This window comes from Hyphomonas sp., from assembly GCF_016125515.1.
Classification (GTDB): domain Bacteria; phylum Pseudomonadota; class Alphaproteobacteria; order Caulobacterales; family Hyphomonadaceae; genus Hyphomonas.
This window is the reverse complement of the sequence record NZ_WGLO01000006.1, coordinates 49,207-70,552: the sequence shown is the minus strand read 5'-3', so window position 1 is coordinate 70,552 and position 21,346 is coordinate 49,207. Positions and strand designations below refer to the sequence as shown.

At 64.9% G+C, this 21,346-nt stretch carries 24 protein-coding genes; 6 read left to right on the top strand and 18 right to left on the bottom strand.

The window, feature by feature from the left end:
* Positions 1-72 precede the first annotated feature (72 nt).
* Complete coding sequence (locus tag GC148_RS05700; protein WP_291069486.1) at positions 73-492, top strand: SufE family protein; 420 nt, start codon at positions 73-75, stop codon at positions 490-492.
* A 241-nt stretch (positions 493-733) separates the two neighbouring features.
* On the opposite strand, the gene GC148_RS05695 is transcribed toward GC148_RS05700, so the two are convergent.
* The 4 genes from GC148_RS05695 to GC148_RS05680 all read right to left on the bottom strand — a co-directional run bounded on the left by GC148_RS05695 (position 734) and on the right by GC148_RS05680 (position 4,894).
* Positions 734-2,095 carry an MBL fold metallo-hydrolase gene (locus GC148_RS05695; protein ID WP_291069484.1) on the bottom strand — a complete coding sequence of 454 codons (1,362 nt, stop codon included), beginning with the start codon at positions 2,093-2,095 and terminating at the stop codon, positions 734-736.
* A 215-nt stretch (positions 2,096-2,310) separates the two neighbouring features.
* A complete protein-coding gene (locus GC148_RS05690; protein WP_291069483.1) occupies positions 2,311-3,780 on the bottom strand; it encodes a TonB-dependent receptor in 1,470 nt (489 codons plus the stop codon).
* 63 nt (positions 3,781-3,843) lie between these two features.
* Positions 3,844-4,407 (bottom strand): hypothetical protein, encoded by a 564-nt coding sequence (locus tag GC148_RS05685; protein ID WP_291069482.1) that lies wholly within the window; start codon positions 4,405-4,407, stop codon positions 3,844-3,846.
* 88 nt (positions 4,408-4,495) lie between these two features.
* A complete protein-coding gene (locus GC148_RS05680) occupies positions 4,496-4,894 on the bottom strand; it encodes a DUF2946 family protein (RefSeq protein ID WP_291069480.1) in 399 nt (132 codons plus the stop codon).
* 128 nt (positions 4,895-5,022) lie between these two features.
* Here GC148_RS05680 and GC148_RS05675 point away from each other — a divergent pair, with 128 nt between their 5' ends.
* Positions 5,023-6,033: a hypothetical protein gene (locus GC148_RS05675; protein ID WP_291069478.1), complete on the top strand. Its 1,011-nt coding sequence runs from the start codon at positions 5,023-5,025 to the stop codon at positions 6,031-6,033.
* A gap of 9 nt (positions 6,034-6,042) precedes the next feature.
* Here the strand turns inward: GC148_RS05675 and GC148_RS05670 are convergent, their stop codons facing one another.
* The 14 genes from GC148_RS05670 to GC148_RS05605 form a co-directional block, all read right to left on the bottom strand.
* Entirely contained in the window at positions 6,043-6,546 is a 504-nt protein-coding gene (locus GC148_RS05670) for a PAS domain-containing protein (RefSeq protein ID WP_291069476.1), read from the bottom strand.
* Positions 6,547-6,686: 140 nt separating this feature from the next.
* Positions 6,687-7,106, bottom strand: a complete 420-nt coding sequence (locus GC148_RS05665; protein ID WP_291069475.1) for a MucR family transcriptional regulator — start codon at positions 7,104-7,106, stop codon at positions 6,687-6,689.
* Between the two features lie 137 nt (positions 7,107-7,243).
* The gene (locus GC148_RS05660) at positions 7,244-8,989 is read right to left on the bottom strand and encodes a Na(+)/H(+) antiporter subunit D (RefSeq protein WP_291069473.1); all 1,746 of its coding nucleotides are present in this window, start codon (positions 8,987-8,989) and stop codon (positions 7,244-7,246) included.
* Positions 8,989-9,426 carry a hypothetical protein gene (locus GC148_RS05655; protein WP_291069471.1) on the bottom strand — a complete coding sequence of 146 codons (438 nt, stop codon included), beginning with the start codon at positions 9,424-9,426 and terminating at the stop codon, positions 8,989-8,991. The genes GC148_RS05660 and GC148_RS05655 overlap by 1 nt, the downstream gene beginning before the upstream one ends.
* Complete coding sequence (locus GC148_RS05650; RefSeq protein WP_291069470.1) at positions 9,423-10,928, bottom strand: proton-conducting transporter membrane subunit; 1,506 nt, start codon at positions 10,926-10,928, stop codon at positions 9,423-9,425. The genes GC148_RS05655 and GC148_RS05650 overlap by 4 nt, the downstream gene beginning before the upstream one ends.
* Complete coding sequence (locus tag GC148_RS05645) at positions 10,925-12,460, bottom strand: monovalent cation/H+ antiporter subunit D family protein (RefSeq protein ID WP_291069469.1); 1,536 nt, start codon at positions 12,458-12,460, stop codon at positions 10,925-10,927. The genes GC148_RS05650 and GC148_RS05645 overlap by 4 nt, the downstream gene beginning before the upstream one ends.
* A complete protein-coding gene (locus tag GC148_RS05640) occupies positions 12,457-12,960 on the bottom strand; it encodes a cation:proton antiporter subunit C (RefSeq protein WP_291069468.1) in 504 nt (167 codons plus the stop codon). Before GC148_RS05640 ends, GC148_RS05645 begins: the two co-directional genes overlap by 4 nt.
* Positions 12,961-12,963: 3 nt before the next feature.
* Positions 12,964-13,416 carry a Na(+)/H(+) antiporter subunit B gene (locus GC148_RS05635; RefSeq protein ID WP_291069466.1) on the bottom strand — a complete coding sequence of 151 codons (453 nt, stop codon included), beginning with the start codon at positions 13,414-13,416 and terminating at the stop codon, positions 12,964-12,966.
* Positions 13,413-14,045 carry a DUF4040 domain-containing protein gene (locus GC148_RS05630; RefSeq protein ID WP_291069465.1) on the bottom strand — a complete coding sequence of 211 codons (633 nt, stop codon included), beginning with the start codon at positions 14,043-14,045 and terminating at the stop codon, positions 13,413-13,415. Before GC148_RS05630 ends, GC148_RS05635 begins: the two co-directional genes overlap by 4 nt.
* On the bottom strand, positions 14,042-14,422 hold the full coding sequence (gene mnhG, locus GC148_RS05625; RefSeq protein WP_291069464.1) for a monovalent cation/H(+) antiporter subunit G: 381 nt from the start codon (positions 14,420-14,422) through the stop codon (positions 14,042-14,044). The genes GC148_RS05630 and mnhG overlap by 4 nt, the downstream gene beginning before the upstream one ends.
* Entirely contained in the window at positions 14,415-14,723 is a 309-nt protein-coding gene (locus tag GC148_RS05620) for a monovalent cation/H+ antiporter complex subunit F (RefSeq protein ID WP_291069463.1), read from the bottom strand. The genes mnhG and GC148_RS05620 overlap by 8 nt, the downstream gene beginning before the upstream one ends.
* Positions 14,720-15,208 (bottom strand): Na+/H+ antiporter subunit E, encoded by a 489-nt coding sequence (locus GC148_RS05615; protein ID WP_291069461.1) that lies wholly within the window; start codon positions 15,206-15,208, stop codon positions 14,720-14,722. The genes GC148_RS05620 and GC148_RS05615 overlap by 4 nt, the downstream gene beginning before the upstream one ends.
* Before the next feature lie 92 nt (positions 15,209-15,300).
* Positions 15,301-16,503 carry a DUF2336 domain-containing protein gene (locus GC148_RS05610; RefSeq protein ID WP_291069459.1) on the bottom strand — a complete coding sequence of 401 codons (1,203 nt, stop codon included), beginning with the start codon at positions 16,501-16,503 and terminating at the stop codon, positions 15,301-15,303.
* 102 nt (positions 16,504-16,605) lie between these two features.
* A complete protein-coding gene (locus GC148_RS05605; RefSeq protein WP_291069457.1) occupies positions 16,606-17,055 on the bottom strand; it encodes a hypothetical protein in 450 nt (149 codons plus the stop codon).
* A 169-nt stretch (positions 17,056-17,224) separates the two neighbouring features.
* Between GC148_RS05605 and GC148_RS05600 the strand changes: the two genes are divergently transcribed.
* The 4 genes from GC148_RS05600 to GC148_RS05585 are packed head-to-tail and all read left to right on the top strand — an operon-like array spanning position 17,225 to position 21,327.
* A complete protein-coding gene (locus GC148_RS05600; protein ID WP_291069456.1) occupies positions 17,225-18,679 on the top strand; it encodes an MFS transporter in 1,455 nt (484 codons plus the stop codon).
* A gap of 42 nt (positions 18,680-18,721) precedes the next feature.
* The gene (gene alr, locus GC148_RS05595; protein ID WP_291069455.1) at positions 18,722-19,777 is read left to right on the top strand and encodes an alanine racemase; all 1,056 of its coding nucleotides are present in this window, start codon (positions 18,722-18,724) and stop codon (positions 19,775-19,777) included.
* Positions 19,778-19,783: 6 nt separating this feature from the next.
* Positions 19,784-20,566 carry an ABC transporter permease gene (locus GC148_RS05590; RefSeq protein ID WP_291069453.1) on the top strand — a complete coding sequence of 261 codons (783 nt, stop codon included), beginning with the start codon at positions 19,784-19,786 and terminating at the stop codon, positions 20,564-20,566.
* Positions 20,563-21,327 (top strand): ATP-binding cassette domain-containing protein, encoded by a 765-nt coding sequence (locus GC148_RS05585; protein WP_291069452.1) that lies wholly within the window; start codon positions 20,563-20,565, stop codon positions 21,325-21,327. The genes GC148_RS05590 and GC148_RS05585 overlap by 4 nt, the downstream gene beginning before the upstream one ends.
* The last annotated feature ends 19 nt before the right edge of the window (positions 21,328-21,346 follow it).

Below are 21,346 nucleotides of genomic sequence, written 5' to 3'. Positions count from 1 at the left end.
ACTTTCAACCCCGGCAGCCACAGGCTTGCCGGGGTTTTCTTTTGGGGTTTCGCGCCGCATATGGATGCGGAGATGAGCATCGAATCCAAAGCGGCCGACATACGTGAAGAATTCTCCTGGCTGGAGGATTGGGAGGCGCGGTATGCGCACCTGATTGACCTCGGCAAGGCAAACCCCAAGCTGGCCGACAGCGAGCGCACCGAAGAGACCCGCGTGCGCGGCTGCGCCTCGCAGGTGTGGATGGTAACCGATCTGAAAGACGGCAAGCTTATCGTGCGGGCCGAATCCGATGCGATGATCGTGTCCGGCCTGATCGCCCTGCTGATGCGGCTGTACTCCGGGGAAAGCCCGGCCGAGATCCTCGCCTTCGATGCACCCGCCCTGCTGGACGAGATCGGCGTGAGCGGCGCCCTGACGGCGCAGCGCTCCAACGGTCTCGCCTCGATGCTGGCCCGTATCCAGGCCGACGCCCGCGCCGCCCAGCCGGTTTAGGCCCACGCGGCCGGCCCGGCCCTGAGACGCGCCGGCAGGACCCCGGCGCGCACCGCCGCCCCGTCCGCGACCAGCTGCGCCGCCAGTTCCGGCGTGACGAGGCCGACCCGCAGGCGCCGGGAAGTCTGCGTGCAATACATACAACCCGTCGCCAGAGCTGGCGTAACCAAACAGTGATCGAAAGCCAGGCTGCGCCGGTTGCGGGCAGGCGACCGCCGGATTTTTGTTGCGCAGGTCCGGGTCAGCCGAGGCGGACAGTCTCGCCGAATTCCGGGACGATACAGTCCCAGCCGAGTTCTTCCTGTATCCTCTGGCGGAGCGTATCCGAGGCGTCGGGCTCGCCGTGCACCACGAAGGTCTTGCGCGGCGCAGCGCTGAAACCCGACAGCCAGCGCATGATCTCGTCGGCATCGGCATGCGCCGACAGCATCGAGAGATTGGCGACTTCGGCCCGGACCTGATGCCAGGCGCCGTGGATCTTGATCTTGTCGACGCCCGCCACCATCCGCGCGCCGCGTGTGCCGCCGGCCTGGAAACCGGCAAAGAGGATCGTGTTGCGCGGATCGGGCGCGTAGCGTTTCAGGTAGTTGAGCACCCGGCCGCCGGTTGCCATCCCGCTTGCCGAGATGACGATCTTCGACTGGTTGTCGGCAACGATGCGCTCCGACTCCGAACTTTCCGACACGTACTGCGCCACCGCGCAGACCTCCCGGGCCTCGTCCTGTGACAGGAGGCTTCCGCTATCCTGGCGACAGAACAGGTTCGTGGCGTTGATGGCCATGGGGCTGTCGAGATAGATCGGGATTTCCGGAATCCGGCCGGCTTTGCGCAGCCGGTGCAGATGGAACAGCAGGCTTTGCGCGCGCCCGACCGCGAAGCTCGGGATGATCACGCTGCCGCCCCGCTGGACGGTTGCCCGGATGACGCGCTCAAGGACGGCTTCGGGATCCTCATCCGGGTGCACCGCATTGCCATAGGTGGATTCGACCACGAGATAGTCCGTATCCGGCATATGCGCGGGTGGCCGCATGACGGGTGAGTTGTACCGACCAAGATCTCCGGAAAAGGTGAGGCTTTGCCCGCCGGTTTCGAGGCGCACAATCGACGCGCCAAGAATGTGCCCGGCCTCATGGAAGCTGAGCCGGACATCCGGGGCGATCTCTTGACCGGTGGTGAAGGCGCGCGTCTCGAATAGCCGCAATGCCCGGAGGGAGTCGCGCTCCGTGAACAGAGGTTTGGCCGGCTGGTGGCGTGCATAGCCGCCGCGATTGGCATGCTCGGCGTCAAACTCCTGGATGCGGCCGGCATCTGGCAGCAGGATTTCGCAAAGATCGCGCGTCAGGCCGGTGCACAGGACCGGTCCCTTGAACCCGTCATTGACCAGCACGGGCAGGTAGCCGCTGTGATCGAGATGCGCGTGGGTGAGGATGACCGCGTCGAGGCTGGCGGGATCAAACGGCGGACGGTTCCAGTTGCGCAGGCGAAGCTGCTTGTAACCCTGGAACAGGCCGCAATCGACGAGGAGCCGGGCATGGCCTGTCTCGACCAGGAACCGGGAGCCCGTGACGGTTCCGGTGGCACCGAAGAATCCGACTGAAAACACGCGGCCAATGTCCTCCCTTGTTCCGCCGCCCGGCATGCGGCCCGTGGGGCACCCTAACCAAAAAGCGCGCCGGCCAGGGTACGCAATTCCACTTAGCCCAGACTCGGCCGCCCGTCCTGCCCAATCGCCAGGATGGCCGGCCGGGAGCATGGCACGCTTAGGCGGCGCGTGATGCCCCAGCCCTGTGAAGGGCCGGGGCGCGCAAAAAGCGAAGGTCAGCGTGTCAGGCTGAGGCGGACGAAGACGCCGCGCCCTGCGCCGGGGATACGGCTGCCAACGGGTACATCGCCGAACCCGTTGCGGTTATCTCCGGCAAGATGGTCGCGGTAGACCTGATCGAGCAGGTTCTCGACCCCGGCGCCAAGGCGCACGCCGTCGCGGATCTCCCAGTCGCCATAGGCGCTGAGCACGACATAGCCCTCGCTGGTTCGTTCGCTGTTGGTGCGCGAGACATCATCCTGCGCGGCGACGGCGCGCGTTTCCAGCGTGGCGGACCAGGCATCCGCCTCCCAGGTCAGGCCGAGGGTCAGGTTGGGCGGCGTGACGCGGTAGAGATTGTCATCGATGTCGCGGCGTTCGCCGCGCACATAGTTGAGCACCCCGTCGAGGCGCAGCGGGCCGGCGAAGTCGTAGCCCGCATCCAGATCGAACCCGAAGAGCCGGGCGTCAACATTGTCCCAACGAAGCGGCGTGGCATCGCCGCTCATCGCCGCAACCATCTCGACCGGCGTGTCGGCGACGCCGATGGTGGCGTCATAGGGCACACCCTGGATGTAATCATCGACTTGGCGGACGAATACGGTGGGGCGCAGATAGAAGTCCGCCTGCGCATAGTCGAACCCCGCCTCGGCGATCCATGCGGTTTCCGGATCGAGGCCAAGATCGCCGACATAGATGTTGCCATCTGCAAGTCCGCCGCTGGCGTTGATCGGCAGCCAGCCATAGCGCTGGATATAGCCGGGCATCTGCTGCTTGCGCGCCAGCGTGAGCCGCCAGGAGAGGCCGCCCGATTCCGGCGTCCAGAACCGTGCAACGGCGTCGGCCGTCGTCTCCGCGCCGGACCGGTCCGACGCATTGAACGCGGCCGCAAGATTGCGCGGCCCCATCGGCACCGCTGAACCGCTCACCGCCTCGCCGGCCTCGTAGGTGTTGCGGTCCACCCGAAGGCCAAGCTGGGACTCGAACGGGCCGACCGGCCCGGCCCATTCTGTAAAGCCGCCGAGCCGGCCCAGCCACACCTGCGGGAACGGCGTGACCAGGAAGGCAGTATTGGTGGGGTTGGTGATGGTGACGGTATGTTCGACCCATTCGCCATCGGCGCCGAGTTCGAACGCGCCGCCGAGCGCCGGGAATGCGGCAGACAGCGCGCCGCCCCGCGTGGTGGCATAGGCGTAGGACGCGCGCTGCGATGCGGGCAGCGGCGCCGGGCGCTGGGAGAAATTGTCCATCAGGTGAGCAACGTCCGTATAATGAACACTAGCCTCGAGGCGGAGTTGACCGAACGCGCGGGCATAGCCGGCGCGCGCGAAATCCGTATCGAAATACTGGATGTCCATCGGGAATGGCGGGTTGCCGGACGGGCCGGTATTCTGGCGGCGCAGGTCAAGCGTGAACTCGCCGAGCCCTGTCAGCGCGCCGGCCGACAGTCCGTAGACGCCGCGTTCGAAGCCGCTGCCGCCGATCACGCCGTCGCCATAGTCCGTGTCATCGCCTTCTTCCCAGGCCCCGAGCAGGTTCAGCCGCCAGTCCTACGTGGCGGCGCCGATCACGCCGCCGGTGGACAGGCTGTCATTCACGCTGCGCGCGCCGAACGTGAGGTCGTAGCCGAAGGCAAGACCGTCGCCGGCGGCATAGTCGATGCGCTTGAATACGGCATCGGCGCCGCCCGCCAGGCCCGGCCCGGCCGAGACGGGGCTGACGCCGCGGTCGATCAGGATGGCGGCAACCAGCGGTGCGGGCGCATAGTGGAACACAGGGTCCATCAGGTTCGGCCCACCGGAAGCAAAGCGCTGGCCATCGACGCGCAGGTTCAGGCGCTCGCCGAACAGGCCGCGATACTGCATCTGGCCGGACAGTTCGCCGTTGCCGACGCGCGCGCCGCCGGGCGTGCGGGCGGTGAGGTAGGTGACGTCGCCGCCCTGCAGCGGGGCGGCCTCAGGCGTGACGCGGCGCTCGGTGGGCGTGTCGATGCGCGGCGCGGTGACGATGATGACATCCTGCAGGGCCGGATCGGCCTCCTGGGCGATGGCGGGGGCCGCAAGCACGGCCAAGCTGACCCCGGTAAGGAGCGGCAGCACAAGGTTCGATTTCATGGGTTTGTCTCACATACTTGAAAACAGGACGCACACGGAGCGTGTCCCGGACTTGTCGGCGCAGGGCCGGACGAGGGTTCAGGTCATGTCAGATGTGGACGGGTGGCCCGCGCGAGCCGATCGGCGGGCCCTGCACGCGCCGCACCAGAGGTGGCTGGTAGACCCCTTCGGGAACGCGGACGAAAACGTGGCGGGGCGAAGTCAGAACCGGCGGCGCTGGCAGCGGCGCGGCATGGACGAGCGTGCAGAGCGGGCAATGCCCGTCGAACAACGGCTGGGACGGCGTCTCGTCGCCGAGGGCTTTGGCGAGGCGCTCCGCCGCAGCGCGGGAGGCTTCGGTCACATGGCCCGACGGCGCACAGAGATAGCGCGAGACATCGACCTGGCCGGACTGCGCAGCCGCCATCGTGCCCGGCAGCAACAACTGCAGGGCCAGAGCCAGCACCGCCAGGCAGCGGGCCAACGGATGGCAGAGCGAACGCTTCATCACAGCGGGCTTAGCGCAATGAAGGAGGATGGGTATCGTGCACGTTGCCGCTGCGCCGCAAAGTCGCGGGCTATGCCAGCGCGGGCCGGTCCTGTAAGCCTCGGCAGACGTGTACGGAGAAACCGAGAATGAAACGCATGATCGCTGCCGGCCTGCTGGCGCTTGCCGCTTGTGCCCAGATGCCCACGCCGGAGCCGGTGGCGGATGCTGCGCCGGCCTGCACGGTCTCTGCGGCGGATCAGGCCTGGATCGACCGCGCACTCGCCGCCTGGCAGCTCAGCCCGCATGAGATGACCGGTATCGGTGACGTCGCCGGGTTCGAGGCCGTGTTCTTCGACGCCGTATGCACGCTGACGAGCGCTGATGCGTTTTCGTCCCGGCGGGAGTCAGACGCGGTCTGGCGGGCGCAGCCCCATGACGGAATGGTCGCCCTGCCGGACGGCGATACGATGCCGGCAGGCATCACCTCATTCACATCGGGCACCGGCGAACACACATTCTTCGTGATGTCGACGCCCAGCGTGTGGCGCGGCGGCGGCGTCGAGGGCGGGCCGCTGGGATTGGAGACCCTGATGGTGGCCGTGCTGTTGCACGAGGGGTCGCACGTGGCGCAGGCGCGGACCTATGGCGAACGGATCGGCGCGCTGGCGGAGCGCGAGAACCTGTCCGACGAATTCAGCGATGACACGATGCAGGCCGTGTTCGAGAACGACCCGGACTTTGCTGCCTCCATTGCGCGCGAGACCGAGCTGTTCTTCGCCGCTACCGCTGCGCCGGGCCCGGACGCGGCCCGGGCCCTGGCCGAACAGGCGCGCCAGATGATGAAGGCGCGCGCGGCGAAATACTTTACCGGCGACGATGCCTACTGGACTGAAGCGGAAGACCTGTGGCTGACGTTGGAAGGCAGCGGCCAATGGGCCGGCTATGCCTGGCTGGTGGACCCGGGCGGCGCGGCGGTGGGCGAAGACGTGGCGATGCCGGGCTTTGGTCAGCGCAGCCGCTGGTGGTCACAGAAAGAAGGGCTCGCCCTCGTGCTCGCGCTCGACAAGCTGAGCCCCGGCGGATGGAAAGCGCATGTCTATGGCGACGGAACGCTGACGCTGCTGGACCTGCTGGACGCCGTGCTGGCCGCGGGCTGACCCGGCGCGTCAGGCGGCGAAGCGGGGCACCGGCGCGCGAGGCGGCTGACCTTCGAGGCCAGTGGGCAGCAAGGCACGGCGGTGGGCGATCAGCTCGTCATGACACATGACCTGGGTAAGATGGCCATAATCGTCCGCCAACGGAAGACGCAGCCAGGCGTGCAGCCGCCCACCGGTTTCCATGACGCCGCCGACCGGCTCGCCGCGTTCGACGGCAGACAGGAGACCAAGGGCATAGCCCTCGCCGTATGCGCCTGCGATTTCGGCAACCTGGCGGCCACGCACATCCTGCCCGAAAATATCGCGAAGGCGCGATCCCGCGATGCGGAAACGGCCCTCGCCGGTTTCGTTGATTTCGACGATCGACAGGCAGGCCAGCGTGGAACGCACCGTGCCCGGATCGATTGCGTCGCGCGGAACGAGGCCGTCCGGCGTCCGGCATTCATACCAGTGGGTGATCAACAGGCGCTGGGCCTCGGTCACACCTGAGAAAGTCGGCTTGTGGAACATCATGTTCGCCACCCCCGTGGTGATTCGCAAGAATCACCTATTACGCGAGTGGACTCGCGGATCAAGAGTCTTTGAAGCTTTTTGTTAATATTGGTTTACAGAACATTTCGTTCCGTATCCGGAACGAAGCGGTTTCACTTGACCTATTCTTCCCGGCCGGAGCGGCCCAGGCCCATTTTCTTTGCGAGCTTTGACCGCTTCTCTGAATAGCCGGGCGCCACCATCGGATAATCAGCCGGAAGCCCCCATTTCTGGCGGTATTCCTCCGGCGACAGACCGTATTTCGAGCGCAGGTGGCGTTTCAGGGACTTGAACTTCAGCCCGTCTTCCAGGCAGATGATGTAGTCTTTGAATATAGAGCGTTTTACAGGCACGGCCGGCGTGGGCGGCTCGGCCGGGGTGTCGACGCCGCGCGACAGATCCATCAAGGCCGCATGGACATTGCGGATCAGGTCCGGAAGCTCGGACGTATCCAGCGTATTGTTGCGCACATAGGCCGAGACGATCCCGGTCGCAAACGCCACATTCATATCGCCATCAGCGGGCATAGCGCGCTCAAGCATCCTGTCTTGCCTCCCCAGCAAGGGCAGACCACGGACGATCAGGACCGCGAGCGGTCACGCCGGCCGTGGCTGGCCACGCAAACCGGTTTTGGGTCCCAATATGGCTTAATTTTGGCACCCTGTTGTCACAGGATTTTTCAGCTCGTCAGATAGGACAGCAGCAGCACGACGGCGAGAATCACGGTGGTCCAGACCGCCATTCCCCCCGCCACACCGTTGCGGGCAAGCACGCCGCGCGGGCTGAACGTGTCAACCAGACGGTCATAGGCCCGCTCGGACAGGCTGCGAAACAGCGAGGTCAACGCCGGGCCGAGCTTGGCCCAGACCGTATCGATCCATCGCGCCGCTCCATAGCCGGCTTTCCGGTAAAGCCAGTCCGTATCCAGAATGACGCCGGGCTTTTCGGGCGGGTACAGGCCGAGGCGCTGCAGCAGCACGAAGGCGAACACGGCGAGCGCCAGCAGCTGCAGCTGCGCCAGGATGTGGCCAATCGTGAACGGCTGGTAGCTGGCCGCTTCGATCGGATATGGCAGCAGGCTGTAGAGCCATTCATAGCCGAAGCCCGGAATGAAGGCCGGCAGGCCGATGGCGATACAGAGGAAGGACGCCATGCCCATCGCAAGGAGCATGTTGAACGGCGCTTCCTTGACGCGCTTGCCGCTGTCATGGCCGAAGAAGGCGAAGTACGGGATCTTGATACCCGAGTGTTCGAGCACGCCTGCCGAGGCAAACATCAGCATCAGCCAGACCACGACCATGCCGGTGGACGCGACCGCCGAAAGGATCATCGACTTGGTGACGAAGGCCGAGAAGAGCGGCATCGCCGAGATCGAAATGGCACCCACGAGACAGAACAGTGTGGTCCAGGGCATCGAGCGGTAGAGACCTCCGAGCTCGTTCGCCTTGGTCGTGCCGGTCCGGTAGAGGACCGCGCCCATCGACATGAACAACAGGCCCTTGAACAGGATATCGGCAAAGGCGTGCGCGACGGCGCCGTTGAGCGCAAGCGGTGTCCCAACGCCGATGGCGCAGATCATGAAGCCGACCTGGTTGTTGGTCGAATAGGCCAGAACCTTGCGCAGGTCGTTCTCGATGACGGCAAAGAAGACCGGGAAGCAGGTCATCACCGCGCCGATCCAGATCAGCTCGTGCTGGCCCGGAAACACGCGCGCGAACGCGTAGACGGCGAGCTTGGTGGTAAAGGCCGACAGCACGACTGCGCCGGTTACGGTGGCCTTCGGATAGGAATCCTGCAGCCAGTTGTGCAGGAACGGAAATGCCGCCTTGATTCCGAAGGCGATGAAGATGATCAGCGCGCCTGGCTGGTTCAGGTCAGTGAAGGCCTTCAGCGAGAGGTCGCCCTGATAGTGCCAGACATAGGCGATGCCATCGAGCAGGAGGACGCCCGACAGGATCTGGATGCCGAGATAGCGCATCGAGGCAAAGTAGGAGGCGCGCGTGCCCGCCTGCAGCACCATGAACACCGACGTGATGGCGGTGATCTCCCAGAAGATGAACAGGGTCATCAGGTCGCCGGCAAAGGTCGCCGCGATGGCCGAGCCGGCATAGGCCAGCGCCATGCCATCCTGGGTCTTGTTGTCCGTGTGCAGCGCATAGATGGCGTTCAGCAGCGCGGCGATCAGGAAGGCGAGGCCGAACAGAAAGTTCAGGCTGTCGACGCGGTAGAAGGACATCTTGATGCCCAGCGTCTCGTAGGTCATGTGGTCGACGCCGTGCTGGGCGGTGGCGAGCATCAGGATGCCGACGATCGGCGCAATGATGCTGATCGCCTGGCGCACAACGCGCACCTTGACGAACAGGGCAATCACGCCGGCGACGATCAGGAGCCAGCCCGGGTTCAGGGAAGCGAGGAATGCGGGCATCAGTGGCCTCCCTCCTGCTTGCCGCGGGAAGCCAGAGGCGCGCCGTCGAGGTCGGGATCAATGTCGGCGGGTGGGCCGCCGGCTTCCCCGTAATAATCTTCATCGCGACGAAGCAGGCGGCCGAGCGGCCAGCCCATCAGCACGACGAACGAGAAGGAAAGAAAGCCCCAGAGGCCAAAGAAGCCAATGGAGCTCGCGAAATGGATCTCTTCATGGCGGTGGATCACGAGATCCGCCAGCACGAGGACCAGTGACAGGACCGCCATCACCCAGAACAGCGTGGCACCGATGCCCTTGGCTTCGGTCCAGCCGAACAGGACCTTCGACATCGGGTGGATGCCCTCGTCATTGGTGCGGCTCATCGCGTTGACCGTTTCCGCCGCCTTCTTGACGAAGCGTCCGGAGGAATCGCGGACCGTTGGTGTTTCATCGGTCATGGCAGGTCCACCCCGTGGAAGTATTCGATGGTCGCAAAGGCCGGTTCGAGGAAGTCGCTGACCGGATCGATCATGAAGAACAGGACGAAGCAGAGCGCCGCCGTGAACAATGGTGCGGCAACCGTCAGGGCCGGTGCGCCGCCCGGACGCTTGAATTCCTTCAGCGGCTTGGTGCCCGGCGGCGGCATCAGCCCCAGGATCGGGATCGGCAGCAGGTAGGCAATGTTGATGAGCGATGACAGGATGAGGATGATCACCACCCAGTCATGCTGGTCGTCGATGGCGCCCTGCATCAGCTCGTATTTCGGCCAGTCACCGGCGAGCGGCGGAATGCCGATGATCGACAGCGAGGCAATGAAGAAGGCGATGAAGACCAGCGGCATCTTACGCCCGAGGCCCTTCATGTCCGAGATGTTGGTGAGGCCGGTGGCGACATAGATCGCGCCGGCGCACATGAAGAGCGTCATCTTGCCGACCGCGTGCGCAGCGATCTGCAACGAGCCGCCCACGACACCGGCATGGTCGGCCAGCATGGCGCCGAGCGTGACATAGGCCAGCTGGGCGATGGTGGAGTATGCGAGACGGGCCTTGAGATTGTCCTTGGTCATCGCGATCAGCGAGGCCAGCACAATCGTGAAGCAGGCAGCGCCGATCAGGAATTCACGCGAGGGCGTGGCGTGCAGCAGCTCGTCGCCGAAGATGTAAACCGAGATCTTCATCACCGCGAAAACGCCGGCCTTCACGACGGCCACCGCGTGCAGCAAGGCCGAGACAGGCGTCGGCGCGACCATCGCGTTGGGAAGCCAGAAGTGGAACGGCATCAGCGCGGCCTTACCGACGCCGAACACGAACAGCAACAGCAGCGCGCTGGAGACCAGCGGCGACAGGTTGGCATTGGCCAGCAGGCCGCCATCGACGAAGTCGAGGTTCTGGCCAGCGAGCATCCATGTCCACATGATGGCGGTCAGCAGCAGGCCGATCGACGTGCCGAGCAGGGTCAGCAGGTAGATACGTGCACCGCGCTGGGCCGCAGCGTCGCCCTTGTGGGCCACGAGCGGATACGTCGACAGCGTCAGCACTTCGTAGAACACAAACAGCGTGAACAGGTTGCCCGACATCGCCACGCCCATCGCGCCGCACAGGGCCAGGGCAAAGCAGATGTAGAAGCGCGTCTGGTTGCGCTCGCGGTTTCCGCGCATGTAGCCGATGGAATAGAACGAGTTGACGATCCACAGGCCGCTGGCGACCACGGCGAACAAGGCGCCGAGCGGCTCCAGCTTGAACGCGAAGGCGAGGCCTGGGATGGCTTCGCCGATATAGAGTTCCGGGCGCGCACCGCCGGCGACCAGCAGCGTGAGCTGAACGACGACCGCGAACAGCGCGAACGCGCCGATCAGCGTGACGCCTTCGCGCAGGTTCGGGAACTTGCCGGCAGCCGCGATGCCGGCGGCAATGATCACCGGCAGGCAGATGGCGGCGGCAATCAACATTTCAGGCGTCATTGGAACGCCTCCAGACCAAGGGCGGCGACCGCCCCGTCACGGGCAAGGCCCGCCGGGAAGCTGGCATCGATGCCGAAATAGAGGTTGGCGAGCGCGAGCGTCCACAGTGGCACCAGCAGCAGAAGCGGCGCCTCCTTGCGCAGCTTGCTGGGATTGGCGGGCGGCTGGAAGAACACGGCTTGCAGCACCCGGCCGACATAGAAGACAGCAAGGAAGCTGGAGAACACAACCAGCAACACGGCCCACCACCAGCCCTGCTCGAACAGGGCGTAGCCGAGCTGCAGCTTCGAGATGAAACCGGCCGTCAACGGCACACCGATCAGCGACAGGCCGGCAATGGCGAACGCGGTCATCGTGAACGGCGCGGAGCGGCCGAGGCCGGCGAAGTCGCGCAGCGTCGTGCCCTGCACGTTGAGACAGATACCCGCGACCGCCATGAACAGCGCACCCTTCATCAGAGCGTGGTTGAACAGGTGCAGCAGGCCTGCCGAGACACCGGCGGCCGTGCCGAGCGAGATACCGAGGATCATGTATCCGACCTGCGCAACCGATGAGTAAGCTAGCATGCGGCGGATGTCAGTCTGGAAGACCGCCTGGAAGCTGCAAATCACCATCGCGGCCATGCCGAGCGGCGCAAGCACCCAGGTGAACAGCGCCTGTTCGAACGCGAACTCAGGCTGGAAGATCGTGAACATCCAGCGGATCAGCGCGTAGAGCGCAACCTTGGTGGCGGTGGCGGCAAGGAACATCGTCACGAAAGACGGCGAATACGCGTAAGCGTTGGGCAACCACTGGTGCAGCGGCCACATGGCAGCCTTCAGGCCCAGGCCCACAATAATGAACGCGAAGCCGACCTGCACGGAGCGGTTGGCGCCGAGCGCCGGCAGCTGGGCGGCGATGTCGGCCATGTTGAGCGTGCCGGTGGCCGCATAGAGAAACCCGACCCCCACGACATAAAAGCTAGCCCCAAGCGTGCCCATGATCAGGTAGTCGAACGCCGCCGGCAGGGCGCGGCGGTCACGGCCCGCGCCCATGGCGACGAGGACATAGGTCGACAGAGAACTGATCTCGAGGAAGACGAACAGGTTGAACGCGTCGCCCGTGGTCGCAACGCCGCACAGGCCCGCAAAGCACAGCAGGAAAGCGCACAGGAACAGGCCGGCCTTTTCCTTGCTAATCTCTGCAACGATGGTCGGCCAGGAGAAGATCGACGCGAGGAAACCCATCAGCGTGACAATCAGCAGGATCATCGCGTTGAGGGAATCGACGCGGAACTCGATGCCGATGGGCGGCGCCCAGTTGCCGATATGATAGCTGATGACGCCGCCCGTGGTGGACTGGACGATGGCCAGCGTGAGCAGCGCGAAATACAGCGAGGCGGCGGTGGTCGCGATGGAAACCAGCCAGGCCAGACGCCCGCTGGGACTCATCGCCAGGACCGGTGCCACGACCAGCGGCACGATCGGGATCAGCACGGTCGAGTGCCGGACCGCCCAGTCGGGCGCCGTGACGAGCAAGGTTTCGAGAATCATGCCGTGGCCTCTTTGAGGTCGCTCTCGAGCTTCGCTTCCTGGGCCAGCGCGGTCTCGATATCGATGGCGCGGACATCGTCCGCCTCGATCGAACCGTAGGCTTCACGGATACGGACGATCAGCGCGAGGCCGACCGAAAGCGTTGCAACGCCGACGACGATGGCAGTCAGCATCAGGACGTGCGGCAGCGGATTGGAATAGACATGAACGACATCGGCCACGCGCTCACCGCCGCCGGCGACGAGGTGGCCATCGACGGCCGCGCCTGCGGCGCCGTGATCAACCGCATGCTTCGGCATGTCGGCGGGCAGCAGCACCGGCGCGGTGCCGCCGGTGATCTTGCCGAGCGTCACATAGAACAGACAGATCGTCGTCTGGAAGAGCGACAGGCCGACAAGGCGCTTGATCAGGTTTTCCGCCGAGAAGGCGATGTAGAGGCTGATCATCATCAGCGCGATGATCGCCCAGTAGCCGGCATGTTCGAGAATGAAGGTCCACATGGTCTACCAGTCCTCGTCGCGGATTTCGGCGACGCGCCCGGCGAGCGCATAGAAGATGGTCGTCATCGCGCCCGACACGGCGCACAGGACGCCGATTTCAATGATGATGATGCCTGCATGCTGGCCGTGGTGCTCGCCCGGCGGTTCGCCGAACAGTGCCTGGTATTCAAGATAGTCGCCGCCGCTGAGCAAGGCCCAGAAGCCGACGCCCGCATAGATCATCACACCGACCGCCGCGAGCGACCGGGTGAACCAGGGTGGCACGGCGCGCATGGTGGCGGTGAGACCGAAGACCAGCGCGTAAAGGATCAGCGCCACTGCGATAATCACGCCCGCCTGGAACGCGCCGCCGGGGCCAACTTCGCCGTGAAACTGGACATAGAATGCGTAGATGACGATCAGCGGGATCAGGCACTTGGCGATCACCCGCAGGATCATGTGATGATCGCCCTTCATGCTGCGCCTCCATCCGTGTTGGAGGCTGCAGGCCGGGGCGCGGCCTTGGGCTGTTTGCGCAGCGTTTCGGCCAGCGAGCGCTCTCCGAAACCGAGCAGCAGCGCCACGGCGAGACCGGCGGTGAACACCACGGCGGTTTCGCCCAGCGTATCGAAGCCGCGATAGCTGGCAAGGACCGAGGTGACCACGTTGGGCACGCCCGTGTCGAACCAGTTGATCTGCAGGTAGGTGAGACCGACACCGGCATTCGCCGGCGAGGTCGCGTCACCGAGCGCCGGCAGGTCAATCGACCCGTAAATCAGCATAACGCCGGTCACGAGGCAGACGATGAACGGGCCGATGCGCTTCAGCGGCTTCTCCGGCTTGGCGGTGCGCGCGGTCAGCAGCATTGCGCCAAGCAGCACGGCGGTCGACATGCCCGCGCCGACGGCTGCTTCGGTGAAACCCACATCGACCGCATCGACAAGAATATACCAGGCCGCCGAGACGAGCGAGTAGACGCCCGACAGCATTACGATGGCAAACAGGCTGCGCAGGCGCGCAATCGCCAGCGCCACCACGAACAGGATGGCAAGGAACAGGATGTTGATGAGCGCGGTGCCGGTGCCGCCGATCATGACTTCGGTCAATGGTCGCCCTCCTCGTGATCCTGATGGCCCGCCTGCCCGACCGGTCCGATTTTGGGCTGCAGGCCAGCGGTGTGGGCCGCATTGGCGAGCGCATGCGAACCGGTGGCGCTGGTCAGCACCAGGAAGCCGAGCATGCAGAACAGCTTCACCAGCACCAGCCAGCTTGGTGCCATCAGCGCCATACCGGCCAGCACGAGAAACGCGCCCGATGTGTCGGTGATGCTGGCCGCGTGAAGGCGTGTATAGAAATCCGGGAAGCGCATGACGCCGATCGTGCCGATCACACAGAGGATGGCTCCGAACAGGCACACGGCGCCGCCGAGCGGAAAGCGCACGGTCTCCCAGGTGTTGCCGGCGAGCAGGACGAAATCAGCCATTGCGATCACCTCCGCGCGCAGGCGCATCGGTCTTGCGCACCAGCGGCACCTGGAAAGAGCGGTACCGGAAGAATTTCAGGATCGCGATCGTCGAGACGAAATTGATCAACGTGTAGAGGATCGCGATGTCGAGGAAGTCCGGACGTCCCATCACATAGCCGAGCAGGCCGAGGACGAGCACGGTCTTGGTGCCGAACGAGTTCACCGCGAGCACGCGGTCGTACATCGTCGGGCCGATCAGTGCACGGATCAACAGCATGCACATGCCGACCAGGAGGGCGATGAGCGCAGCAAACGTCATGACGCTTTCTCCGAAGGATCTGCCGCGCGCGCGCAGCGCCGGTCCATCTCTTCAAACGCTTCGGGAACAGTGTTGGCTTCGTACAGGCCGTGAACGAGCAGTTTGTCGCCGTCAATCTCAACCGTCACCGTGCCGGGCGTCAGGGTGATCGAGTTGGCAAAGGTGACTTTTGCGAGGTCCGTCTTGCAGGTGGTCTTCACCTTCACGAGCGCGGGATTGATATCGAGATCGGCGCGCAGGCAGGCCTTGATGACCACCACGTTCGATTTGACGATCTCCCAGAACAGCCAGGGATAATAAGTGGCAAAACCTACAAAGCGCACATAGGGCGCGCCTTCGCGGTCGATGATCTTGAGGCGCGCACTCAGCAGCAGCGTCAGCCCCACCGACAGCGCCGCAAAGCCGAGCATCAACGGCTTGTAATGGCCGGAGTTACCCATCCAGAAAGCGACGATCGCCACGAATATACCGAGTAAATACGCCACTGCGCCCCTCTGTTCAGGAACCGACCCCGATGGTGAACGCCCCACCTAAAGGGCTGTGCTGGGAATGTGAAGCCAGTTTTGGCGTGGCACGCCTAATTTCCAAAGACCAGCCGCGCTGTGCGTTGCGAGGTGGAGTATTCGGCCTCTTCATTGGCCGGAACGCCGATTTCCTGCGTCCGCCGCATGGCGCCCGGCGAGTAGGCCGAGGACAGGGACCAGTTCCAGTAGCGCAAGGTGGTCTGGGCCTTGGCCACCGAGAGGACTTCATAAGTCTCGGCGACGTGCTGGAAGGCGGCGGCGGGCTCTCCGGCTGGCCCCTCCAGCGGGCGGCGCAGGGCCGTCCAGAGCAGTCTCAGGTACTCACGCTTGAGGCCCGTAGACTTGCACAGCACGGCCAGTCCCTCCCCGCCCAGGTCCGACAGGATCTTGGCGGCGGTGACCGGTTTGACGCCGGCCAGATACCCGATTTCCTGCACCAGTTCGGCGTCGATACCGCGCGAGGCAGCCGCCGCAATGGCGCCTTCCAGGCTGTCATAAGGGCTGCGTTCTATCGCCGCACGGTTGCGCTGGCGGCGTTCGATCAATTGTAAAGCCTTGCGCGTGACATCGTCCTGCCAGCCCTCGGCCGCAGCCATTTCGAACACATCGCGGCAAAGCGAAATCATTTCGGACCGGTCGGCGGCCTGACGGGTCAGGATCTTGCGCCGGGTCGAGGCATCCGACCACCAGAACATCGCCATGGCGTGCGAGGCGCGCAGCTCGACCCGCTCGGCCAGGATGGAACAATAGGACGGCTCGTCCCGCGACAGGGCAATCAGCCGGTCCATTGTCGCTTCGGCGAAGGGGGCGTTCCGGTTGGACAGGAGTTCGCGCACCACCTGAGGCTCACCCACCTTGGCGAGGCAGTCGGTCACCGTAACGCAAAGATTGCGACGCCGGGCGATCAGCAGCCGGTGTTCGACCGAGGAATTCTGTATAATTTCAACGAGATCGCAGGCGTCGAACGCGTCGCTCTCCTCCAGCAGCGGCTTGGCCACCGCGAACGAGCATTGCGCGAGATAACGCAGGACCCGCCGCGGGGCATCGCGGCAGACAGCCAGACGCGACGCACACAGGGCCCGTTCCCGGTCCGTGGAGTGCAGCAGCATGTCGAGCAGGATGTCGCCCGCCATCGAGCGGTCCTGCGGAGGAACGCGCGAGCCCGGCAGGGCTACAACGTCAATCAGCCGCCGGACCAGCGCATCGCGCGCGGCGCCGGGCGGCTTGAACGAAGGTGCCTCGGACGTGTCAGTCATTCAGTAACGGCCTGCCATGAACCCCGGAATCTGGCAGCGGAACGTTAACGAGACGTGGATCAGCCTTAATTTTTGGAGACTTTCGCCGGGCGGGCGAGCCGCTCAATACCGGCTGCGCTCGGTCGGGTGCACAACCAGCAGCAGCAGGGCCAGCGCCAGGAAAATGACGTAGATCAGAAAGTGCGTGCCGCCATCCGTTCCGCCTTCCGGCAGGGCGATCTCGCGGCCGAGCCAAGACGACAGGTGCAGCGCAACGCCGGCGCCAAGGCAAAGGACGGAAATGGCCGCTCCGATCCGGCGGCTGATCGGCAACAGCAACAGGAGCGCCGCGATCAGTTCGATGATGCCGGACACGAACCGGCCGGCCGGCTCGAACAGGCTGATGCCGGAGCGTTCGGCCAGCGCCGAGAACAAGAGATTCTCGCCCGGCGCATCGTAGAACTTGATATAGCCCGCCACCGGGTTCGGCCACGGATGCAGCGTCACATGAAGGAAGAAGGCGATCAGCGCGAGGGCCAGCAACCAGCTGGCCAATAGGCGGAATGCGCTCATGGGAGGGGCCTCCGGGACGCCTGATCTGGAAAGGGCAGATTAGCGGCGCGTCCAACCCAAGGCAACCGACGAGGCTCAGCGCAGTCACTGCGCGTCACCGGGCCACGGCCCTTCCCTTGGCCGGACCGTCTACCTATTGTCCGGGCGCAATGGGTTGGAGCACCACCGAATGGACGGCGACATCGAGAAGATCGTCGACGAAATGGCCGAGGAAGCCGCTGACACCGTGGTCTCCCCGGTCAGCGGCATCGACGGTGCATTCGGCGCCGGCGCCAGCCTTCTGGTCAGCGCCACGCATTGGCGGGCCCAGCGCCTGCGGCGCGGCGTGAAGATCGAGCTGCCCGCCTACCTTGCCGTCCAGTGCAGCTGGTTTGTCGCCTTCGGCCTGCAACTGGTTCTGTTTCCTTACCTGATCACGGGCCGCGATCACCTCCACCTCGACGGGCTGGCCCTCGGTCTGGCCAACATGGCGCTGTCCCTGCCCTCGGTGATCTTCCTGCTGCTGGGCGGTGTGGTGGCCGAGCGCGCCGACGGTCGGCGCCTGCTGATCCTGCTGCACCTTCTGGCTGCCGTGCCGGCCCTGTTCCTCGGCCTGACACTGGCGCGCGATGCGCTGAGCTATCCGGCAATGATCGTTTACGCGTTCACCATCGGCACCATCGGCGCCTTCATGATGCCGGCGCGGGATTCGATCGTGAATGAGGTCGTCGACCGCCGGATGCGGGTCGGCTCCGGCGTGACATTGCAGCTCGGCGTGACACTGGCGACCATGGCGCAGTTCCTGGCGCAGATCGTCGGCCTGATCCTTGCCGGATATGCCGACAAAGCGACCAGGATGCCACCCTGGCTGGGCGGGTTCAGCATCGGACCGATCTCGGCCGAGGCGCTGCTGATCACACAGGCCATCGCGCTCGCCAGCGGCGCCGGATTTGCCCTGTTCCTTGCGCGTGGACGCCAGGTCCGTACCGGCCGCAGCGGCCTCGGCTCAACCCTCGGCGATATCATGGACGGCGTGCATGCGGTGCGCGCCGACCCCAAGCTCTGGGCCATGACCAGCCTGATGTTCGGCGTCGGAGTGTTCGTCATCGGCTCCTTCCTCGTGGTGCTGCCGATCATCAACCGCGACGTGTACCATTTCGGCTCGTCCGGCATCCGGGACATGTTCGTGACCTTCTGGATGGGGGCCTTTGTCTCCTCGGCCGTGCTGGCAGTGTTCAGGCGGATCAAGCGGCAGGGCCGCCTTCTGCTTATTGCGCAGCTGATCGCGTCGGTCTCGATTCTTGCCATGATGGGCACGATCCCGCACTGGATGTTCCTGGGCATCGTGTTCGTCTGGGGCCTTGCCGCCGGCATCTCGATCGCCATGAGCCGTTCGATCGTCCAGGATTCCGCGCCCAAGGCGAAGCTCGCCCGGGTCCTGTCCATCTACCAGCTGGGTTTCATGGCGGGCGCACCGTTCGGCGCCGCCCTGATGGGCGCCCTGGTGGACGTGTTCGGCCCGCAGAAGATCGCCGTCGTGCCGGCCGGCGGCATGATCCTGTTGATCGCCTGGATGGTGTTCTTCACGCCCGTCTGGAATCTGAAAGGCACCGCCTGGCTCGCCCATCACGGACAGCAGAAATAGCCGGGATGACATCCGCCGGAATCTCGCTTAGCGCTTGATCGCATGAGCCTCCTGCCCCGCGCGACCGTGCTGACGTCCAACATTGTGGACAACTGGCGCACCCTGGATGCCCTGCATCCGGGCGCGACCACGGCGGCCGTGGTGAAGGCCGACGCCTACGGCCTCGGCGCCACCAAGATCGGCCGCGCGCTGAAAGTGGCAGGCTGTTCCACCTTTTTCGTCGCCTATCTCGATGAAGGCCTGACCCTGCGAAAGGCGGTGGGTCGGGGCCCGCGAATCTTCGTGCTGAACGGGCCGATGCGGGGCGAGCTCGCCGCCTATCGCGATGCGGAGCTGACCGCCGTGTTGTCGAGCGAGCTGCACCTGAAGCTCTGGTCGACGGCCGCGCGCGGCACCTGCGCAATCCATGTTGATACCGGCATGAACCGGCTTGGCCTGCCGATAGCCCTGGTGGACACCGAAACGACGGCCCTGCGGCGCCTCGCGCCGGTTCTTGTGATGAGCCACCTGGCGTGCGCGGACGAGCCGAAGCACCCGATGAACCTGCGCCAGCGCCGGGCCTTCGAGGAGGTTGCCGACGCCTTCCCGGACACACCGGCCAGCCTGGCGAACTCCGCCGGCTGCTTCCTCGGCAAAGGCTTCGGCTTTGACCTCACCCGTCCGGGTCTCGCGCTATATGGGGGGTCAACGCCGCCCGCCGGGGTGGAATTGAAGCCCGGCGTCGTGCTGGAAGCGACCGTGCTGAGCCTGTTCACGGGCCAGAAAGGCACCAGCGTGGGCTACGGCGCGACCCATGCGCTGACCGAGGATCGGCTGCTGGCCACCTGCGCCATTGGCTATGCCGACGGCCTGCCGCGCGCCGGCTCCGGCAAGCTGAAGGGCTGGATCGACGGCGTCGCTTGCCCGGTTGCCGGGCGGATTTCCATGGATCTGGTCACTCTGGATGTCACCGACGGGCCCAAATCCGTCAAACCGGGCTCGCGCGTTGAATTTCTGGGTGAGCACGCCAAGTTGGAGGCGCAGGCGGCAGCATGCGGCACACTCGGCTATGAGCTGCTGACCGGGCTTGGCCCTCGCGTGCAACGCAACTATCGCTGAGGCCGCATGACCAACCCTCTCCAAATCATCGGCCGCGTGACGCTGGGTCTGTTCTCCGAAATCGGCCGGCTCGCGGTCTTCGCGGGCCGCGTGAAGATGGCAGCGTTCACACCGCGCTGGTATGGCGGCGAGATCCTGCGCCAGATGGTGCGCATCGGTTTCTACTCCCTGCCCGTGGTCGGCCTGTCGGCCGTGTTCATCGGCGCGGCGCTCGCGCTCAACATCTATGAAGGTGGCAGCCGCTACGGCGCGGAACAGTTCGTGCCGAACATCGTGGTGCTGGGTATCTCGCGCGAGCTGGGCGCGGTGATCACCGGCCTGATGCTGGCGGGCCGGGTGTCGGCCGGTATTGCCGCCGAGATCGGCGCCATGCGCGTGACCGAACAGATCGACGCGCTCGAAACCCTGTCGGCTTCGCCCTACCGCTACCTCTATGCGCCGCGCTTCATCGCGGCTCTCCTGACCCTGCCTGCATTGGTCATCGTCGCCGACATCATCGGCGTCATGGGTGGCTGGCTGGTCAGCGTGCACGGCCTCGGTTTCGACTCAACGGTCTACCTGCGCAACACAGTCGATTTCATCACCCGCAACGACATCATCGTCGGCGTGATCAAGGCGGTCGTGTTCGGCGGCGTGATCGCGGTGATGGGGTGCTACCAGGGCGACCGCAGCCAGGCCGGCGCGACCGGCGTCGGCCGCGCGGCGACACTGTCTATGGTCGGCGCGGCCGTTCTGGTGCTGGCAACCAACTACGTCATGTCGACCCTGTTCGTGGAGATTGGCCTGTGAGCGGATCGCTGCTGAAACTTGAAGGGGTGACGAAGTCCTTCGGCAACAAAGAGGTTCTGCGCGGCGTCGATATCGATGTGGCGCCGGGCCAGAGCCTCGTCGTCATCGGCGGGTCAGGCTCCGGCAAATCGGTGATGCTGAAAAATGCCCTCGGCCTGATGACGCCGGACAAGGGCAAGATCTTTTTCGACGGCGAAGACGTGACCAACGCGACCGGCAAGACGCGCGAGAAGATGCGCGCCCGCGTGGGCATGCTGTTCCAATCCGGCGCGCTGTTCGACTCGCTGACGGTCTGGGAAAACGTCGCCTTCCGCCTGATCAATACCGAGGGCACCAAGCGCAAAGATGCGAAAGAGCGCGCCATCGAGACCCTGAAGAAGGTTCGTCTGGGGGCGGACGTTGCAGGGCTTTACCCGGCCGAGATTTCCGGCGGCATGCAGAAGCGCGTCTCACTCGCCCGCTCGATCATTTCCGAGCCGGACCTGATCTTCTTCGACGAACCGACGACCGGGCTTGATCCGATCACGGCGGATGCGATCAACGACCTGATCCTCGAAATGGTGCGCGGCCTCGGCGCCGCTGCCGTCACGATCACGCACGACATGGCCAGCGCCCGCAAAGTCGCCGACGAGATCGCCATGCTCTTCGAAGGCCGGATCATCTGGCGCGGTCCGGCGGGCGACGTTTACCAGAGCGAAAATGACTACGTCGACCAGTTCGTCAACGGACGCGCCGAAGGCCCGATCCAGCCGGCGATTTAGAACTGTCCGGTTGCACGCT

Excerpts from the sequence above, each read along its gene's own strand:
- GC148_RS05700 (WP_291069486.1), top strand. The coding sequence starts at position 73 with ATGAGCATCGAATCCAAAGCGGCCGACATACGTGAAGAATTCTCCTGG.
- GC148_RS05685 (WP_291069482.1), bottom strand. The coding sequence starts at position 4,407 with ATGAAATCGAACCTTGTGCTGCCGCTCCTTACCGGGGTCAGCTTGGCC.
- GC148_RS05680 (WP_291069480.1), bottom strand. The coding sequence starts at position 4,894 with ATGAAGCGTTCGCTCTGCCATCCGTTGGCCCGCTGCCTGGCGGTGCTG.
- GC148_RS05675 (WP_291069478.1), top strand. The coding sequence starts at position 5,023 with ATGAAACGCATGATCGCTGCCGGCCTGCTGGCGCTTGCCGCTTGTGCC.
- GC148_RS05670 (WP_291069476.1), bottom strand. The coding sequence starts at position 6,546 with ATGATGTTCCACAAGCCGACTTTCTCAGGTGTGACCGAGGCCCAGCGC.
- GC148_RS05665 (WP_291069475.1), bottom strand. The coding sequence starts at position 7,106 with ATGCTTGAGCGCGCTATGCCCGCTGATGGCGATATGAATGTGGCGTTT.
- GC148_RS05660 (WP_291069473.1), bottom strand. The coding sequence starts at position 8,989 with ATGCCCGCATTCCTCGCTTCCCTGAACCCGGGCTGGCTCCTGATCGTC.
- GC148_RS05655 (WP_291069471.1), bottom strand. The coding sequence starts at position 9,426 with ATGACCGATGAAACACCAACGGTCCGCGATTCCTCCGGACGCTTCGTC.
- GC148_RS05650 (WP_291069470.1), bottom strand. The coding sequence starts at position 10,928 with ATGACGCCTGAAATGTTGATTGCCGCCGCCATCTGCCTGCCGGTGATC.
- GC148_RS05645 (WP_291069469.1), bottom strand. The coding sequence starts at position 12,460 with ATGATTCTCGAAACCTTGCTCGTCACGGCGCCCGACTGGGCGGTCCGG.
- GC148_RS05640 (WP_291069468.1), bottom strand. The coding sequence starts at position 12,960 with ATGTGGACCTTCATTCTCGAACATGCCGGCTACTGGGCGATCATCGCG.
- GC148_RS05635 (WP_291069466.1), bottom strand. The coding sequence starts at position 13,416 with ATGAAGGGCGATCATCACATGATCCTGCGGGTGATCGCCAAGTGCCTG.
- mnhG (WP_291069464.1), bottom strand. The coding sequence starts at position 14,422 with ATGGCTGATTTCGTCCTGCTCGCCGGCAACACCTGGGAGACCGTGCGC.
- GC148_RS05620 (WP_291069463.1), bottom strand. The coding sequence starts at position 14,723 with ATGACGTTTGCTGCGCTCATCGCCCTCCTGGTCGGCATGTGCATGCTG.
- GC148_RS05610 (WP_291069459.1), bottom strand. The coding sequence starts at position 16,503 with ATGACTGACACGTCCGAGGCACCTTCGTTCAAGCCGCCCGGCGCCGCG.
- GC148_RS05605 (WP_291069457.1), bottom strand. The coding sequence starts at position 17,055 with ATGAGCGCATTCCGCCTATTGGCCAGCTGGTTGCTGGCCCTCGCGCTG.
- GC148_RS05600 (WP_291069456.1), top strand. The coding sequence starts at position 17,225 with ATGGACGGCGACATCGAGAAGATCGTCGACGAAATGGCCGAGGAAGCC.
- alr (WP_291069455.1), top strand. The coding sequence starts at position 18,722 with ATGAGCCTCCTGCCCCGCGCGACCGTGCTGACGTCCAACATTGTGGAC.
- GC148_RS05590 (WP_291069453.1), top strand. The coding sequence starts at position 19,784 with ATGACCAACCCTCTCCAAATCATCGGCCGCGTGACGCTGGGTCTGTTC.